We start from the raw sequence: 16,228 nt of genomic DNA on the forward strand, positions 1-16,228 counted from the left end.
CTAGTGGCCGTAACCGCCTCCCTTTGAAGCAGGTCGGGTGGATAAGGGCTTTTTGAGGCGTTATTTTGTCGAAATCGTCCCATCGGTGAGAAATAGCGGTCTTTTGGGGCCTTATTTTAGGGAAAAGCGGGCCGAAAACCGATTTTTGGACTCCCATCAGTGAAATAAGTCCCTTTTTGGCCGCTATTTTTCACGTAAAAGCGAATTTGGGCGAAATAGCAGCCTAAAACGCCGCTATTATAACGGGCGGCAAGTGAGATTACGGGGTCGGCAACACCATGTCAGGTTTAATGCAACGCCAGTGCGCTATTATAAGTTTTTCCAGTTAATTATGCGAATACATGGTCCGAGATTAGAAATAACGGGAGGATATTCCGTTATCACTCGAAAGCTAAGGCGATGTATCGGTTATTTGATACGAGAAAGAGAGGACCCTGAAATGGCCGAAGTCAACAAAACGAATGCGATGCGCTTGCTCGATAAAACGAAAACGCCGTACGAAATACACGCCTACGATCCGGAGGACGGCCAGATCCACGGCACCGCCGTCGCGGAGAAGATCGGCAAACCGCCGGAAAAGGTGTTCAAAACCCTGGTCGCTCATCAAGGAGCGGCCGTCTTCGTGTTCGTCATCCCCGTTGCCGCGGAACTGGATCTGAAGCTGGCGGCCAAAGCCGCGGGCGTCAAAAAGGTGGAAATGCTGCCGCTGAAGGATTTACTGAACCGGACGGGCTATATTCGCGGCGGATGCTCGCCGGTAGGGATGAAAAAGCTGTATCCTACGTTTCTGGACAGCAGCGCGGAGGACTTGGACAGGATCCTGGTCAGCGCCGGAAAAATCGGGCTGCAAATGGAACTCGCACCCTTGGCTTTGGCCGAGCAGGTGAAGGGAAAGTTCGTTCCGTTGGTCCGTTTGGAGGGAATAGAGGGGGAATGACGGTGGGCCGGCGACGTTTACGCCGAGTTGACAGCAGGCCGACCGATAGGACTATTAAAAGGGGCAATACCATGAGCATGAGCGAAAACCTGCAAATCTGCAACTTTTTCTCCGGGATTTTCTGATCCAGCCGAAATTCCTGCGAAAATGCAGGAATTTCGACGGTTTTGAGCGATATGGGGAGTATCGAGTTTTAGAAGATGTATATTTGCAGGAATTTCGCGATTTCTCAAGCAAGACGCGATAAAAGATGCATATTTGCAGGTTTTTTATCGCGTCATGAGCTAACCGATGGTGCTGCATCAAACCTCGTTAGTTAAGCGGGTGTACCACAAGCAGTTTACGGATCGTGGTGGCGGACTAAACCACCACCGCCGTTCCGCTGACGGAGACCATCAGCATGCCTTCGCGCACGACTTCATAATCGATGTCGACGCCGATGATGGCTGTTGCCCCCATGCGGGAAGCCTGCTGCCTCATTTCCGCGAACGCGGTGTCCCTCGCTTCCTGCAGCTTGTCTTCATAGGCGCCGGAACGTCCTCCGACAACGTCGGTGATCGAAGCGAGAAAGTCACGGAACACATTGGCGCCCATGATGACCTCGCCGGTAACGATACCCAGATACTGTATCACAGGATGTCCCTCAATCGTAGAAGTCGTGGTCATTAACATAATCAATATCCTCCTTGGGAAACTTCGGTTTTGGTTTGTTACGCAGGAAGGGCGGGTTGGTTTCAAAAAAGGATTTGAGCCTTCCGACCTTTATGGGAACTGCCTGTGGCGGGTGGAATCCACATGAACATCTGTGAAAAAAAGCGCACAAATCTTTCCACCAGTACACAGCTTGCCGCTTCCATGGTAAACTAGCGCTATGCCTCACTACAGCGTCGAGGCGGTGCTTGATTATAATTACATCATAACCCGGAGGGCAAACATGAAAACACTACTGCACAGGTGGAGCCGGTTAAGTCTAGTCACACGCATTTTTCTGGGAATTATCGTGGGTGTCATCCTGGCTTTGGCTTTCCCTAAGGCGACCGGCATCGCACTATTCGGCTCCTTATTCGTATCCGCGTTAAAAGCGGTTGCTCCCGTACTGGTTCTGCTCCTTGTAATGGCAGCGATCTCGAATCATAAAAAGGGCGGCCGGACGAACATGAAATCGATACTCGCGCTATACGGACTAAGCACTTTCTCGGCGGGGTTGATCGCGGTGATCGTCAGTTTTATTTTTCCGGTGAAGTTGTCTCTCACGACAGGGGACAGTGACCTGACTCCGCCCGGCGATATTGTTGAAGTACTGCAAACTTTGCTGTTCAACGTTGTGGATAATCCGGTGAGAGCTTTGCTTGAAGCCAATTATATCGGTATTCTGGCCTGGGCCATTCTACTCGGGGTTGCCTTAAAAGGGGCCAGTGATCAGACCAAAAGCATGCTCACCCAGTTCTCGGACGCGGTCTCGCAAATCGTCAAATGGGTGATCCAGTTTGCGCCTTTCGGCATCATGGGACTGGTGTTTAGTACGATTACCGCAAACGGGCTCGCTTCCTTGCTCGATTACGGAAAATTGCTGCTCGTTCTCGTCGGCTGCATGTTATTCATGGCGCTGGTGATCAATCCGTTGATCGTATATGTGAATATTCGGTCGAACCCCTATCCTTTGGTGCTCAGCTGTTTGAAAGAAAGCGGGATCACGGCGTTCTTCACGCGCAGTTCCGCCGCCAACATTCCGGTCAATATGCGGCTGTGCGAAAAATTGAAGCTGGACAAGGATACGTATTCCGTATCCATTCCTTTGGGCGCGACGATCAATATGGCGGGTGCGGCGGTGACCATTTCCGTCTTGACCCTCGCCGCCGTCCATACGCTGGGGATTTCCGTCGATTTTGGAACGGCGCTGATTCTGAGCGTGGTTTCCGCGATCGCCGCCGCGGGGGCTTCCGGCGTGGCCGGAGGGTCGCTGCTGCTTATCCCGCTCGCCTGCAGCTTGTTCGGCATTTCGAATGACATTGCCATGCAAGTCGTCGGCGTCGGCTTTATCATCGGCGTTTTGCAGGATTCCTTCGAGACGGCTCTCAATTCCTCCTCCGACGTGCTGTTTACCGCAACCGCGGAATATGCGAAGAAGCGGAAAGAGGGCTCGAAAACAACGGTGAATGCCTAAATAAGAAAACAAAGATCGCCTGTCCCGCAGCCTTTCGGCTCAGGATATGGCGATCTTCTTGTTTTGTTCGGCGGCATGTTATTTGTTTAAAATTCGGCGAACAGATCCCGCATGGAAACGCGCAGCCCCTGAAACCGCTCCGATTCAACGTATAGGTCTTTGCCGTTGGAATAGTAAGTGTTGTCCGCGATCTCACCATCGGCCAAAACGTAAACCGCCGCCTGCTCCTTCATTGGATCAACGATCCAGTACTCCATGACACCGCATGCCCGGTACAGTTCGAGTTTGCGGATCAAATCCTTGCTTCGCGTGGCTGGGGACAGCACCTCAACGACCAATGTCGGCGTTCCCGTGTATTTGCCGTTTGCGTCGATTTGATCCTTGTCACAAATGACCACCACGTCCGGCTGAACGACGCAAATATTCGTTTCTTCCTTCTTCAGCGTAATGTCGAATGGGGAGGTCAGCGGCTTACAGGGTCTCCCTTTGAACCAATTGTAAAACGTACCGATCAGTTCCTGCACGGCATGTTGGTGTTTGTACGTAGGTGAGGCCAGGTTATACACGATGCCGTCAATCAGCTCAAAGCGCTGTTCCGACGTTTTCGCCAGCTCAAGGAATTCTTCATAGGTCACAGAGCCGCAGCTTAGTTCATAGTTCGCCGCGGCCTCCCTAATTAAGATGTCATCGCCGCCGGAGAGAGCGGTCAATTTGGCCACATCCTTGCCGTTCCTCGTTACGATGATCTCTTCGCTGGACTCCGCAAACTTTAAGTACTTCCCGAAATTGTTCTGCATATCGGTGGAAGAAACTCGCATCGGATTCACCTCGGATTAGCTATTATATTATATTTTAGCTAATATATTGGTGAATTTCAATTGAAATTAGCTAATTCTGAATAGTAAGCCGATCTCCGTAGGTGACGCTAAATCGCTCTTCCAGCAGGTCCCAGGCAGGCGTAGGAATACCGGCGCGATGACTCCATTCACGAAATACGCGGCCCAAAGCGGCCAATTCGTGGGGAGAACCGTCGACCATCCGGCTGACGGGGAGAAGGTGGTAAATTTTCAGGAAAAACCGAAGCAGTGCAGGGTGGTTCCGGATCAATTTCGCCTGTTTCGCCGGCACCAGAGGAATTCCGAGCGCCTCCAGCACGCGGAACCCTTCGTCCATGGCCGCGACCATTTGCCGAAGCAGCCCGCTGTCCCCGGCGATTTTTTTCATTTGGCCGTTATAAATGAAAGTGCCGTAGTTGATCGCCAGAATCGGAACGATATGATTTTTCAACCAAGCGTCGATATTGTCGTGGTAGATCAGTTTGTATTTGGTTCTGGCAAAAGCCTGATCCAGCAGCGCATGAAAGGGAATAGGACCGTCCAATCCGCCGATCACCATCCCCACGCCGGCCCGAACGCTGACAATGCGGCCGCCGGGTTGCCTGCGACCGGCGCTGAGCTGGAATCCGAAGGCGATATTCTTCCGGGTGGAGACATTCTCCTGAAGATAAGCCTGCATGTCCCGGGCGTCGGTATTATTGCCGACGATCACGATGTTGCTGCTGCGGTTCTCCGCCAGAATCGGCAGGACGCTCGGAAAGTCGGTAAATTTCATGACCACAAAGATGAGGTCATAGATATCTTCCGGCTCCAGCCGCCGGATCACCCGAACCGGATCGACTGAGGTTTTAAGCTGGAAATAGTGGCGGATGACGAGGCCGTGCCTCTCCAGTTCCTCCGCGCGCTCGCCTCGCGCCAGCATGGTAACCTCATTGCCCCCGCGGATCAATGCATGGGCCAGGTAACTGCCCAATACCCCCGCGCCATAAATCAAAACTTTCATGTGTGATCCCTCACTTTTTTATATACTTGAACATTTGTTGTATAAATGACGTTTGTTAATTACAATTACCTTAGCACTATACGGAAAGCCGGGGCAATCGCTAAAACGGCCGCCTTTGTTGCATATTCAACAGGGAGGCCCGAAATGTTCAGAAAAAAAGCGCGGAGGAGAGTTATGGACAGAAGGATCATCAGAACGCGGCAGGCGATCATGGAAGCTTTTGTCGGACTGCTGGAGGAAAAAGGGTTTGAAAAGGTGACGGTTCAAGATATCGCGGACCGGGCGAACGTGAACCGAGGAACCGTCTATTTGCATTTCACGGATAAATACGACCTGATGGAGCAGTGCGTCGAAACTTATTTGCAGCTCCTGTACGAGAGTTGTATGCCGGATGGGGAGGCGAGCAGGATGTCGGCGAAAGCGCTGCTGCTCCGCACCTTTGAGTTTATAGAACGGCATGCCTCGATCTATACCACTTTGCTAACGAACCAAGGTGTACCGACGTTTCGGAACCGGATGACGGCGATGGTGGAGCAGGGAATCGGGGAGCATATCCAAAGCTGTGAGATAACCACTGCGGGCGTGCGGCCCGAGATTCTCGGCCTTTTTTTGTCCAGCGCGGTGGCCGGTTTGGTGGAGTGGTGGATCATCCACTCGATGCCTTACGCTCCGGAGGCAATGGTAGAGCAATTGCTGGTGCTGCTGGAGCGGAATTTGCTGCCACCCCGGGAGACACTAAAGGGAGGATGAAGGGGAAGCGCCGAATTAACAGGAATTCCTCCCGTTAATTCGGTGCCTATGCGGCTGCGGAAGTGAATTAGCTGGAAAACCTCCCGCTAATTTACCTGATAATATGCATATCGGCGGGTAGGCCGCGAAATAGATGGAGCTTTTCCAGCTAAATCTGATTGAAAAGCCAAAAGCGGTACATTAACAGGATATTTTCCCGTTAATGATATAGACTCCCGACGGAGACGATCGGCGGCGTATCCCCCGCAACTCGCTGATCGCCACCACGTTTGGGCGGATTTGAGCTTGAATGCGGCGAATCTTCAGAGGCCGTTGGCGGAGAAGTAGAGGGAGGTACAGAGGTTTTACATATATTCCGTAAGAAGCAGCACATTAACTGTATTAGCAACCCGAGGTAAATAAAATACAAAGAAGGTGCTGCAATGGAAGCGGACGCCGTGTTTGAAGGCGGAGGAGTCAAAGGAATCGCTTTTGTAGGTGGAATAGAGGTGATGGAATCCAAAGGATACGTATGGAAAAGGCTTGCGGGCACATCCGCGGGATCTATCGTGGCGGCGCTACTGGCCTGCGATTACAGAAGTTCGGAAATCAAGGCGCTCATGGAATCGCTGGACTACAATCAACTCCTTGGACGAACCTGGATGAACCAACTTCCGATTTTAAATAAAACGGTTCCTCTGATGATGAAATCGGGAATTTACAGCAATGATGTTCTGGAGCGGATTGTGGAAAAATGGCTTGAAAATAAGGGAATCAGATGCTTTGGAGACTTACCCGAAGGAAAGCTGTCCATCATTGCCTCCAACATCAGCAACGGTAAAATGGTGGTGTTCCCGGACGATCTGCGCGATTACGGACTGTCGCCATCCCGATTTTCCATTGCGGCTGCCGTTCGGATGAGCACCACGTTACCTTACTTTTTTCAGCCCTATTTATGGAAGACGCCTTTGGATAAACAGCCGTATTACATGCTGGATGGCGGCCTGCTTAGCAATTATCCGATCTGGTTGTTTGACGTGGCAGGGATGCCCAGATGGCCAACATTCGGATTTCGGTTGTCGGCAAGACGCACGCTTGCGCATGCCAGGGATATAAACGGACCTTTCAGCCTGTTTAAAGGCGTCTTTAAAACGATGCTCCAGGCTCACGATCAACGTCACGTCGACAAACATTCGGAGGAGCGAAGCGTATTCATCCCGACGGAATCGGTGGCGACTACGAAATTCGATCTCACGGAAGAAGATAAACAGACCTTGCTCCAATCCGGCAGGATCGCGGCGGAACAATTTTTGCGGAAATGGGACTTTGAAGAGTACAAGCGCAAATTTAGGGAAAAAGAGGCGAAGGAGCCTGTTCATGATTACTTTGGCCTGGAAGAACGGGAACAGGAGCCGACCGTTTATCATTGACTAGGTAGATAAAAAAGCATGCCCGTAAGACAGTTTGTTTCTTGCTTACGGGCTGTTTGGTTTGCCGAGGAGACCTTAGGTTTTCGATTAATTAAGTAAGGCAATAGCATCCCGCCATTATGCTGTTCAATCTCAATCCAGTCTAACGCTTCACCAAGTCTTCGCGAATCGGCGTAAAGACGTCGAGCAGGGCGGAGTTATCCTCCAAAGCGGTAACTCCATGTACCGCATCCCGGGGGATATGGATGGTTTCTCCCGCCTTGAGCGGGTATTCCCGGCCATCGATCCGGAAGATAAAGCTTCCGCGCAGACAGTAGCTCATTTGTTGATGGGGATGGCTGTGCTCGTATCCTTCCGCGCCTTTGGCAAAATGAACCTCCATCATCATCAGGCTGTCCGCGGCGTTTAGAATGCAGCGTTTGACTCCCGGTTCGGCCTGTTCCCATACTCCGATATTGCTCATAAATAAACCTCCTTTTATTTTACGTAAGGCAAGCAAACTGATTTTACAGTTAAGCTTGCGGCAGCAGGATGCAAAAAGTTTCAGCTTCCATCTCCAGCAAAGATCCGTCCAGCTTGCCGCCGATCGGTTGAGTCTGCCCGTCGGGTAACCTCATCGGTCCCAGAGCCAAGGTATCCAGATTTAATGTGAATGAACACGGGGCACCGTTCACCACAACCGCGCACCACGCGCCGTCGGCATGGACGATTTTATAGCAGCGTACTTCCGGCGACGGATGCTCCAATGGAACGGCCTCGACGTGCACCGGCGGCTCCGCGTCCCGATGAGGATGCAGCACAATCAGAAAGTCGCCGGTGGAGCGGCCGTGCACCCTGAAATACTGCTGCGCCGGCAGGGGATAGTTCCCGGCCAGGGCGCCCTGATCGGTCTCGATCCAAGGCAGTCGAGGCTCGGCGATCACGGCGCTCAACCGCATGCCGCCCAGGCAGCGCGCCGCAATATGCTGCGCTCCGATCTCCGCATCCGTGCTGAGCGTATGCAGGTTCCACACCCGCGCGGCGTCCCCCCGAATGTGATCCCAGATCACATAAACCTCCAGTCCGGCCTTGATGAAGGCGAAATGTCTCCGATACGACTCCACGGTCGGATCGGGAATGCGGCTCACCACCCTATCCAGCTCGGCGGAAAATAGCACCTGCTCGCATTGACTCCGAAGCGGGGTTTCCCGCCACGTCCCCGGTGCATCCGCGAATTGCACGACATTATGGGCGGCGCTGGACAGATACCAGTGGCGGTCGCCGTTGTAGTAACCGCCGGTGCCCGAATCGAGCGCCAGCGGCACCTGGTCGCACCAAATCGAGAAATGGCCTTCGTCATGATGGGCATGGTAGGTGAGCGACGAGGCCTCGTAGATGGCGTAATGCTCAAACCGGATCGGACCCTCCGGGTTGCGGAAGATCACATAGCCCATCCCCGGATACTGCACCGAACGCAATTCGGGCGCTTCTTCCGGCAAATCCGGATCGGCAAACCACAACGGCGCCAAAGGATAAGGGAAAGCGCCGCTGTCCCGAACCGGCGACCCGCCGCGCCGCCATGCCCACATCATTTCCCCGGCCAGTTTCGGAGCGGTTTCCCGGTAGAAGGGAGCCGCGTACACCAGCAGCCGGAACCAGTGTTCCTGTACATTGGCGTCTCCCACGGCGGGCGTCAGCATGACCGGGGCCCCGTCCGTCCCGGCCTGAATCCGATCCGGTGAAACCGCGGTGCCGATGAGGAAGCGGTACATGCTTTTGACCTTGGGATGCCGGAAATAGTCCGACCCCTTAAACCTCTTAAGCAGGGCAAAAAATAAAAAATAGCGATGGAGCACCGCCCCATGGTACCTGATGTTTTCCGGCCAGGCCCCCGTCTCGTCCACGACATGTTCGAGCTGCCAGTCCACGACCGATAGGGCATGTTTCAGGTAAGCCTCCGATTTCCGTTCCTCCGGGAACAGGAGGGCATAGACCCCCAGACCCGTGGCCCGGTCCGCGTTCCAGTTGCTGCGCATCCCGCCCTTTTCGTCAGGGAACTCCTCCAGATCGAAGCGGTAGTACCCCGTATCCATCATCAGCTTGGCGATATAACGGAAGTACGCAAGCAGCATCGCGGTCTCCTCCTCGTCAAAAACCCCGGAAGGCGCGATTTGACGGTAAATGACCGAGAGAACGGCCAGCCCCCGGCCGATATGGACCGCCCCGTAAATATCGTCGTCATGCCAGCCCGTTTCTTTAAAAATCCCCATCCCCGGGATGATATCGTACAGCATATACAGCAATTTTTGCTTGCAGCGTTCCGCGCTCGCGACATCGCCTTCCAGCATAAACCGATTGGCATCCGCACCGGCCGCTTCGAGAAAATAGACCCAGGGCGTCGGCGTCGCCCGGTTGAAGGGAGGCGAAGAGAGGAAGGCATCGCCCAGCGGGTTGCCTTGATCATCGCTAAAATGAACTTCCGAATAAACCCCTATGGTGAGAGGAGCCTCCAGACCCAGCGTGACCTGGACGCTGTAGTGGTCTCCCTCCCGGACGGGAATCGGCGTCTCGTAATGAAGCACCGTGTCGGCTTCTTCGTGCGTGTTGACGATGCGGACCATTTGGGCTTGCGCCGCCGAATGATTAGCATCCGTTCCGCTTGCCGGTGTGACGCCCGATGGCTGCAGGGCCGCGGCGTTCGCGGGAACGGGCTGAAGCTCGAGCCGGCCGCCCTCCTTCACGTCCGCCCGCCAACAGGCCAGGCCCTGCGCGAAATTCGCGTTGCCGAGCTGCACCGGCAGGCCCCGCTGGGAATGCGTCACCCGCAGTTCCCGGATTCGGGCTGACCCTTGTCCCGCGACATGGATCGAGATCTTAAGATAGCGGGCCCCCTCCGGTACCCGAAAAACAAACGGCTGCGTCCGCTCGTTCGCTTGTTCCGCCAGCGGAGCCTTCATCGCCTCCGCGGCAAACCGCTCCGAAAGCTCCTTTTGCCGCTCATACTCCTGCCGCAGTGCCGGATGACGACCGACACGCTGCCGCATCGCCTCCACTTCCTCCGCGGAAATCCATCCGCCATGCCATCCCCATCCCGGGTCCTCGCCGCTCTGAAGCTTCATCGATCTCGTGCACCTCCTAACGATTTCTTTCCTTATTTTAGCAAGTATCAAGCCCTCTTCGGGATGGAGAATCAAGCGATGGAGAGGGGACAAATCGACTGAATCGGCCGAAAAGTGATTTTCCCCCCTGCACACAGTGGGTTTTTCCCTAACCGCTTCGGTCCGCGGACTTTTATCTTAGGATTAAGAAAGGCAACGCTTCATGACGGGAGGAAAAACTTGTGAATCGTACAAAACGCCAAATCCATGCCTGGACGTTCGTCGCGCCGAGTCTCTTTTTAACGCTGGTGTTTGGGGTGTACCCGATAGTTTGGGCGCTCAAGTACATGTTTTACGATTACCAGGGATATGGAGAACCTTTATTCATCGGATTGGATAACTTTGCGAGGCTGTTTCGGGATACGGAGTTCTGGCAGTCGGTTCTGAACACGCTGGTGTATGCCGGCGGGAAACTGCTGGTGACGATTCCTTTGTCGTTCGTGCTGGCGGTTATCCTGAACCGGGCTTTCAAGGGGCGGCACCTGCTGCGGGCGGTGTACTTCCTGCCGACCATCGTCAGCGCCTCCGTGATGGCGATCGTGTTCTATGTCCTGTTCAACTCTTATAACGGGATGATCAATCAGCTGCTGATGAAATCGGGCATCGTGTCGGCTCCGATCGATTGGCTGGGCCCCGAATACGCCCTGCTGACTTCGATCATCATCGCGATCTGGGGGGCGGTGGGCAACTACATGCTGCTGTTCATCGCCGGTCTGCAAAATATCCCCGAAGATCTGTACGAGGCGGCCTCCCTGGACGGGGCCGGACCTGTCCGCAAAATGTGGAGCATTACCGTACCGATGCTGGGGCCGGTTCTGCAAATGATCATCATGCTGGCGATCACCGTTTCGCTCAAAGGGTACGAGAGCATTATGGTGTTGACGGAAGGCGGGCCTTACGGCAAGACGAATGTCATGTACCTTTACCTATACAAGTTGTTCTTCCCGGTATCGAGCGGGGGAATGAGCGCGCAGCAGTTCGGCTACGGCAGTGCGGTCGGGTTTGCGACGGCGGTGATCGTCGGGGTGATCACGCTGATCTATTTCCGGATGTCCAAAAAACTGAACGAACTCTATTAAACGAAAGGAGATCAACCGATGAATACACTATATCCGTCCATCACGGCATCCCGAAGAAAAACGCTTCCCTGGCGCAAGCTGGCATCGAATATATTGTTGTGGGCGTTTCTGCTGATCGTCGCCGTGTTTACGCTATTTCCGATCCTGCTGGCTTTCTTCGGCTCGCTGAAGTCCAATCTGGAGATCACGACGGGCTCCGGCCTGCTGCCGCAGGAATGGAAATTCAGCAATTACGCGCAGGCGTGGGAAGTGGCCAATTTTGCCCGCTTTACCTGGAACAGCCTGTTTATCAGTTTCTTTACGACCGTAGGCACGCTGCTGATCGGTACGATGGCCGCTTATGCCGTGGCACGGATTGATTTTATCGGTAAAAAGTTCTACGTGTTTCTGCAATCCAGCACCTTGTTTATCTCGATCGGCGCCGTCGTCTTAAGACCCCAATTCGATTTGATGGTGGCGCTGAATCTGCAAAAATCGCTGTGGGGCGTGATCCTGCTGTTGATCAGCGCGCATGCCACGGTGTTCTTCATGCTGATCGGCTTTGTCCGCGCCATCCCGAAGGAGTTGGACGAGGCCGCTTATATTGACGGTTGTAATTTTTACAGCACCTATACTAGAATTATTCTGCCTTTGCTGGCCCCGGCGCTGGGCGTGGCCGGACTCTGGTCCTTCCGCGGCGCTTGGAACGAATATATCCTGCCCCTGGTCTTTACGATGACCCAGCCCGATCTGCAGACGCTGACCGTCGGACTGGCCAGTTTGAAATACGGCGTGGGCGATGCCGCGCAGCCGCAGCTCATGTTGGCCGGCGCGTGTCTGTCCATTTTGCCGATGCTGCTGGTGTATGTGTTCGCCAATAAATCTTTCATGCAGATGACGGCGGGTTCGGTCAAAGGGTAGACGACGGGCGCTCTCGACAGGAAAGGGCGGCGGGCAGGGATGACGAAGGAGCGTGAATGCATTTGAAGACATGGATTTACCGGACTTCCTTGCGAAAAAGAATGTGGGTCTCCTTTGCCGGCCTTACGGTACTTTGCATCGCTGTCACCGGCCTATGTTCCTATGTGATCGCGGCCCGCGCCATGGAGCGCAATTCCACCCAGCTGAACCACAGCGTGCTCAACCAATCCGTCAACGTGCTGGACCAGAAGCTGAAGCAGATCGTGGTGGCCTCCTCCACCATGACGTTAAGCGAAACTTACAAACAGACGATTCGCGATATTCAGGCCGACAATCGGGGCCGGTATTTCGCGAATTTTTCGCTGCTTCAAGGGCTGTTTACGCAGGCTGAGCTGACAGAAAATTCGATTGACTCGATCCTGATCAGCACGCCGAGCGGCGATTTCTATTCCAGCGGCAAGACGCGAAAAACCGACGTCCCTTTTAACTCCACGGCCATTTATCAGCGGATTAAGGACGAGCCCGAAACGCGATGGATTGAAAGCCATGAGGATGAGCTGTTTGCCGGAAAAGAGGAGGTCGTCACGCTAGTTTTGCAATCGCTTACAGAGACGTATGTACCCGATGTGTTCCTCATCGTCAATGTCGATGCTCGGATGCTGGGGGAGGTCGTCAGTGAAGGGCTTAACCCGGGATCGGCCCACTTTTTGCTCATGAACACCTCGGGGGCGAGCGTGCTCGGAGATCAGGGGCGGCCGGCATGGACGAAGTCCCCGGAATTCATCCGGAAGCTGGCGGCGAGCGGCAGCGGGAATTTCGAGTATAAAAGCCCGGACGGCACCATGCTGGTGAGCTACGCCATCTCCGCGTTCGCCACCGATTGGATGCTGGTCAGTTATCTGTCGAAATCGGATCTGCTCGCGCCCGTTCACCAGATTCAATGGCTGGTGCTGGCGATTATGGCGTTCTGCACGCTGACTGCGCTGCTGCTCGCCCGGTATTTGTCGGGTTTGCTGCTCTCCCCGCTGCTCCGGCTGCAAAAGACGATGAAACGGGTCGAGCACGAGGATTTAGGAGCGCGCTTCGTAAGTCCCTTCCAGGACGAAATCGGGGAAGCCGGACGGAAGTTCAATCAGATGCTGGACCGGATCGGGCAACTGATCGCCGAGGTGAAGGCGTCGGAGAACGAGAAACGGAAAGCGGAAATCAAGGCGCTGCAGGCGCAGATCGATCCGCATTTTTTATACAACACGTTAAATACGATTTACTGGAAATGCGAGATGGACGAGTACGAGGATGTCAAAGCGATGGTCCTGTCCTTGTCGGCGTTATTCCGCCTGGGACTGAATCAGGGCAAAGAGATCACGACACTAGGCAAGGAACTGGAACATGCCCGCCAGTATTTAAACCTGCAGCAGCAATGCTATGAGGGCCTGTTCGAGTTTTCGATCCATGCGCCGCCCGAACTGCTGGAGCTGCCCGTCCTGAAAATCATCATCCAGCCTCTGGTGGAGAACTCCATCCTTCACGGCTTGAAGGATAAGCGGGAGGCGGGAATGATTCGGATCGAGGCCGAGTCCGCGGGCGGCAGCCTGGTCATTTCGGTGACGGACAACGGGGTCGGCCTGGATGCGGAGCGGATGGATGAAAAGCTGCGGCTGCCCGCCGACTGCAAAGGGTATGCCTTATCCAACATCTGCAACCGCCTGGCTTTGTACTACGGCAAGGGGGCGGGTTTGCGCTTTCTCAGCCGTCCCGGTGAAACGGTTGCGGTTCTTACCATGACAATGGAAAGCGAGAGGGATGAACCATGGAACATTATGACCCGATAAAAATTTGTATTATCGACGATATTCCGGCGGTGGTGCGCGGACTGTCGCAACGGATTGCCTGGGAGGATCACGGGATGACGGTCGCGGCCACGGCCTCCAACGGGCATGAGGGGCTCGAATGCCTGCGCCGCGTCCGCCCCGATATCGTGCTGACGGATATTCGCATGCCGCTGATGGACGGGCTGGAGATGATGCGGACGATTTTGCCGGAGCAGCCGGGGGTCAAGGTGATCTTTTTCACGGCGTATACCGACTTCTCGTATGCCCAGGAGGCGGTCAAATTGGGGGCGTTCGATTTCATCGTCAAGCCCTTCACCCCCGCCCAGGTGCTGGAGGTGGCGCTGAAAGCGAAGGCGTCGATCGAGCGGGAGCGCAGCAAAGCCGCTTATATGCAGGGAATGGAGCGGAAGCTGCGGGAAAGCCTGCCCTATCTGAGACAGGAATTTATGCGCCTGCTCATCCGGTACGGCACCCGGCAGCAGAGCCAGAGCCGGCAGTGGGATTTCTACGGCATCACGATGGAGAAGAACGACTTCTGGGTCATGGTCGCGGAGATGGATCATTTCCCGGAGAGGACGGCGGATTTGCCGGTCGGTGAGGTGGAGCTGATCCGCTTTGCCGTGCAGAATATTTTGGAGGAGACCGTCTCGTCCCATACCAGCGGCATTGTGTTTCGCGAAAATATCAACCAGTTCGTGATCGTCGCCAATCCGGCCGCCGCGATGGACGCGGGGCAGCTCGCGGAGAAATGCCGCGAACATGTGTGCAGGCACACGTACCAAACCGTATCGATCGGCGTGGGCCATGAGGTGAAGGATACGTCGCAATTGGCGGCTTCGTACGCGCAGGCGCTGGCCGCGTTGGCCAATACGTTTTTGTCGGGCGGAAATAGCGTTTATCTGTACAAAGACGGGGAATTCCGGGGGGCGGACGAGCCGCAATACTCTTACGAGCAGGAGAAAGAGCTGTTGTTCTGCCTGCGTTCCGCGAACCTCGACAAGGCGGAGGAGCAGCTGCAAGGGATCTGGGACGGGTGGATTTCCGCCGGGAAGAATCCGCATCCTTCGGTTCTGAAGACGCTATGCCTGGAGCTGGCCCATGCGATCCATCGAACGTTTGCGGAAAAAGGCACGGTCGAGGAGATCCAGGAGCTGGAGGGCAAGCTGGCGGATATGAACAAAGCGGCCACGTTTGAGGAGCTGTGCGGCTTGATCCGGGAATTTTGCCGGCAGGGCTGCGGCTATTTGCGGAAGCGCCAGGTCAGCGAGTCCAGGGTGCTGGTCGAGCGGGGCATTGCGCATATCCAGCGGCATCTGCACGAGAATTTGTCCGTGGCGGACTGCGCCAAGGCGGTGCACTTGAGTCCGAGCTATTTTTCCAACTTGTTCAAAAAAGAAATGGGTGTCACTTTGGCCCAATACATCACCCACTGCCGGATGGAGAAGGCGAAGGAACTGGTGCTCGAAGGGATGCAGGTGCAGGATATTGCCGGATCGCTCGGGTACGAGGACCGTCCGTATTTTACCGAACTATTCAAGAAGCATACCGGCGTGACGCCGACGGAGTTCCGGACGAAGTATGCGGCGAATATTGAAAAGATATGAACATAGCTGAAGTTCAAAAATTTAATTTATGCCAACTTGTCGCAAGACATTTTGCAAGCTGCAAGAGTGGGGGGGGAGTATTGGTAAAAGCGAAAAGGGTGTCAACTATTTTTCAAAAATATAGAAGATAGGACTTTGCGGAATTTCCAAGTATTGTATAATAATTTTGGACTGTTGTTCAATTCCTCGAATTAAAGGGAATTCTTCCCGTTAATTGGGTACGTATGCGGCTGCAGAGGCAAATTAGCTGGAAAACCTCCCGTTAATTCGCCTGAAATGGTGAATTTCGGCAATAGGGCAGCGAAATAGATGGAGTTTTTCCAGCTAAATCTGAATAAAGAGCCAAGAGCGGTACATTAACGGGATATTTTCCCGTTAATCATGTAGACTCCGACGGGGGGCTTTTAGTTATTATCAGGTCAAACAAAAAGAAGCTTATAATAGGGGACATATCGCGATATCTTTCAAGTGAATTATTTGAAGTGGCACAAGGTATAACTCAAACGATTCTTTATATGAAAGAATTGTGACTACCAAAAAATTCAGCTGTAATGGAACCATGACGGAAGCTGACTTT

13 protein-coding genes are annotated in these 16,228 nt (G+C 54.1%); 8 read left to right on the forward strand and 5 right to left on the reverse strand.

Annotated features, from left to right (window positions below; all coding sequences use genetic code 11):
• Positions 1-439: 439 nt before the first annotated feature.
• A complete protein-coding gene (gene ybaK / locus LBW89_RS02480; RefSeq protein ID WP_148452181.1) occupies positions 440-937 on the forward strand; it encodes a Cys-tRNA(Pro) deacylase in 498 nt (165 codons plus the stop codon).
• Between the two features lie 360 nt (positions 938-1,297).
• Here ybaK and LBW89_RS02485 read toward each other — a convergent pair whose 3' ends face one another.
• Positions 1,298-1,609, reverse strand: coding sequence for a YbjQ family protein (locus tag LBW89_RS02485; protein WP_148452183.1), 312 nt, complete (start codon positions 1,607-1,609; stop codon positions 1,298-1,300).
• 262 nt (positions 1,610-1,871) lie between these two features.
• Here LBW89_RS02485 and sstT point away from each other — a divergent pair, with 262 nt between their 5' ends.
• Complete coding sequence (gene sstT, locus LBW89_RS02490; RefSeq protein ID WP_148452185.1) at positions 1,872-3,101, forward strand: serine/threonine transporter SstT; 1,230 nt, start codon at positions 1,872-1,874, stop codon at positions 3,099-3,101.
• An 86-nt stretch (positions 3,102-3,187) separates the two neighbouring features.
• On the opposite strand, the gene LBW89_RS02495 is transcribed toward sstT, so the two are convergent.
• Together LBW89_RS02495 and LBW89_RS02500 are read right to left on the reverse strand one after the other, a co-directional pair.
• The gene (locus tag LBW89_RS02495) at positions 3,188-3,919 is read right to left on the reverse strand and encodes a type II toxin-antitoxin system prevent-host-death family antitoxin (RefSeq protein WP_148452187.1); all 732 of its coding nucleotides are present in this window, start codon (positions 3,917-3,919) and stop codon (positions 3,188-3,190) included.
• Between the two features lie 70 nt (positions 3,920-3,989).
• Positions 3,990-4,940 carry a ketopantoate reductase family protein gene (locus tag LBW89_RS02500; RefSeq protein ID WP_148452189.1) on the reverse strand — a complete coding sequence of 317 codons (951 nt, stop codon included), beginning with the start codon at positions 4,938-4,940 and terminating at the stop codon, positions 3,990-3,992.
• A 174-nt stretch (positions 4,941-5,114) separates the two neighbouring features.
• Between LBW89_RS02500 and LBW89_RS02505 the strand changes: the two genes are divergently transcribed.
• Positions 5,115-5,690, forward strand: coding sequence for a TetR/AcrR family transcriptional regulator (locus LBW89_RS02505; RefSeq protein WP_148452192.1), 576 nt, complete (start codon positions 5,115-5,117; stop codon positions 5,688-5,690).
• A 422-nt stretch (positions 5,691-6,112) separates the two neighbouring features.
• Positions 6,113-7,099 (forward strand): patatin-like phospholipase family protein, encoded by a 987-nt coding sequence (locus LBW89_RS02510; protein WP_148452193.1) that lies wholly within the window; start codon positions 6,113-6,115, stop codon positions 7,097-7,099.
• A 142-nt stretch (positions 7,100-7,241) separates the two neighbouring features.
• Here LBW89_RS02510 and LBW89_RS02515 read toward each other — a convergent pair whose 3' ends face one another.
• Entirely contained in the window at positions 7,242-7,562 is a 321-nt protein-coding gene (locus tag LBW89_RS02515; RefSeq protein WP_148452195.1) for a cupin domain-containing protein, read from the reverse strand.
• Between the two features lie 49 nt (positions 7,563-7,611).
• Complete coding sequence (locus LBW89_RS02520; RefSeq protein WP_148452197.1) at positions 7,612-10,197, reverse strand: heparinase II/III family protein; 2,586 nt, start codon at positions 10,195-10,197, stop codon at positions 7,612-7,614.
• Positions 10,198-10,418: 221 nt separating this feature from the next.
• On the opposite strand from LBW89_RS02520, the gene LBW89_RS02525 reads away from it, so the two are divergent.
• From LBW89_RS02525 to LBW89_RS02540, 4 genes are all read left to right on the forward strand, one after another.
• Positions 10,419-11,315 carry a carbohydrate ABC transporter permease gene (locus LBW89_RS02525; RefSeq protein ID WP_148452199.1) on the forward strand — a complete coding sequence of 299 codons (897 nt, stop codon included), beginning with the start codon at positions 10,419-10,421 and terminating at the stop codon, positions 11,313-11,315.
• A gap of 18 nt (positions 11,316-11,333) precedes the next feature.
• Positions 11,334-12,215 (forward strand): carbohydrate ABC transporter permease, encoded by an 882-nt coding sequence (locus LBW89_RS02530; protein ID WP_148452201.1) that lies wholly within the window; start codon positions 11,334-11,336, stop codon positions 12,213-12,215.
• Between the two features lie 62 nt (positions 12,216-12,277).
• The gene (locus tag LBW89_RS02535) at positions 12,278-14,047 is read left to right on the forward strand and encodes a sensor histidine kinase (RefSeq protein ID WP_170287080.1); all 1,770 of its coding nucleotides are present in this window, start codon (positions 12,278-12,280) and stop codon (positions 14,045-14,047) included.
• Positions 14,026-15,651, forward strand: a complete 1,626-nt coding sequence (locus LBW89_RS02540; protein ID WP_148452205.1) for a response regulator transcription factor — start codon at positions 14,026-14,028, stop codon at positions 15,649-15,651. The genes LBW89_RS02535 and LBW89_RS02540 overlap by 22 nt, the downstream gene beginning before the upstream one ends.
• The last annotated feature ends 577 nt before the right edge of the window (positions 15,652-16,228 follow it).

The sequence above is a fragment of the Paenibacillus sp. alder61 genome (genome assembly GCF_020179875.1).
Taxonomy (GTDB): Bacteria; Bacillota; Bacilli; order Paenibacillales; family Paenibacillaceae; genus Fontibacillus; species Fontibacillus faecis.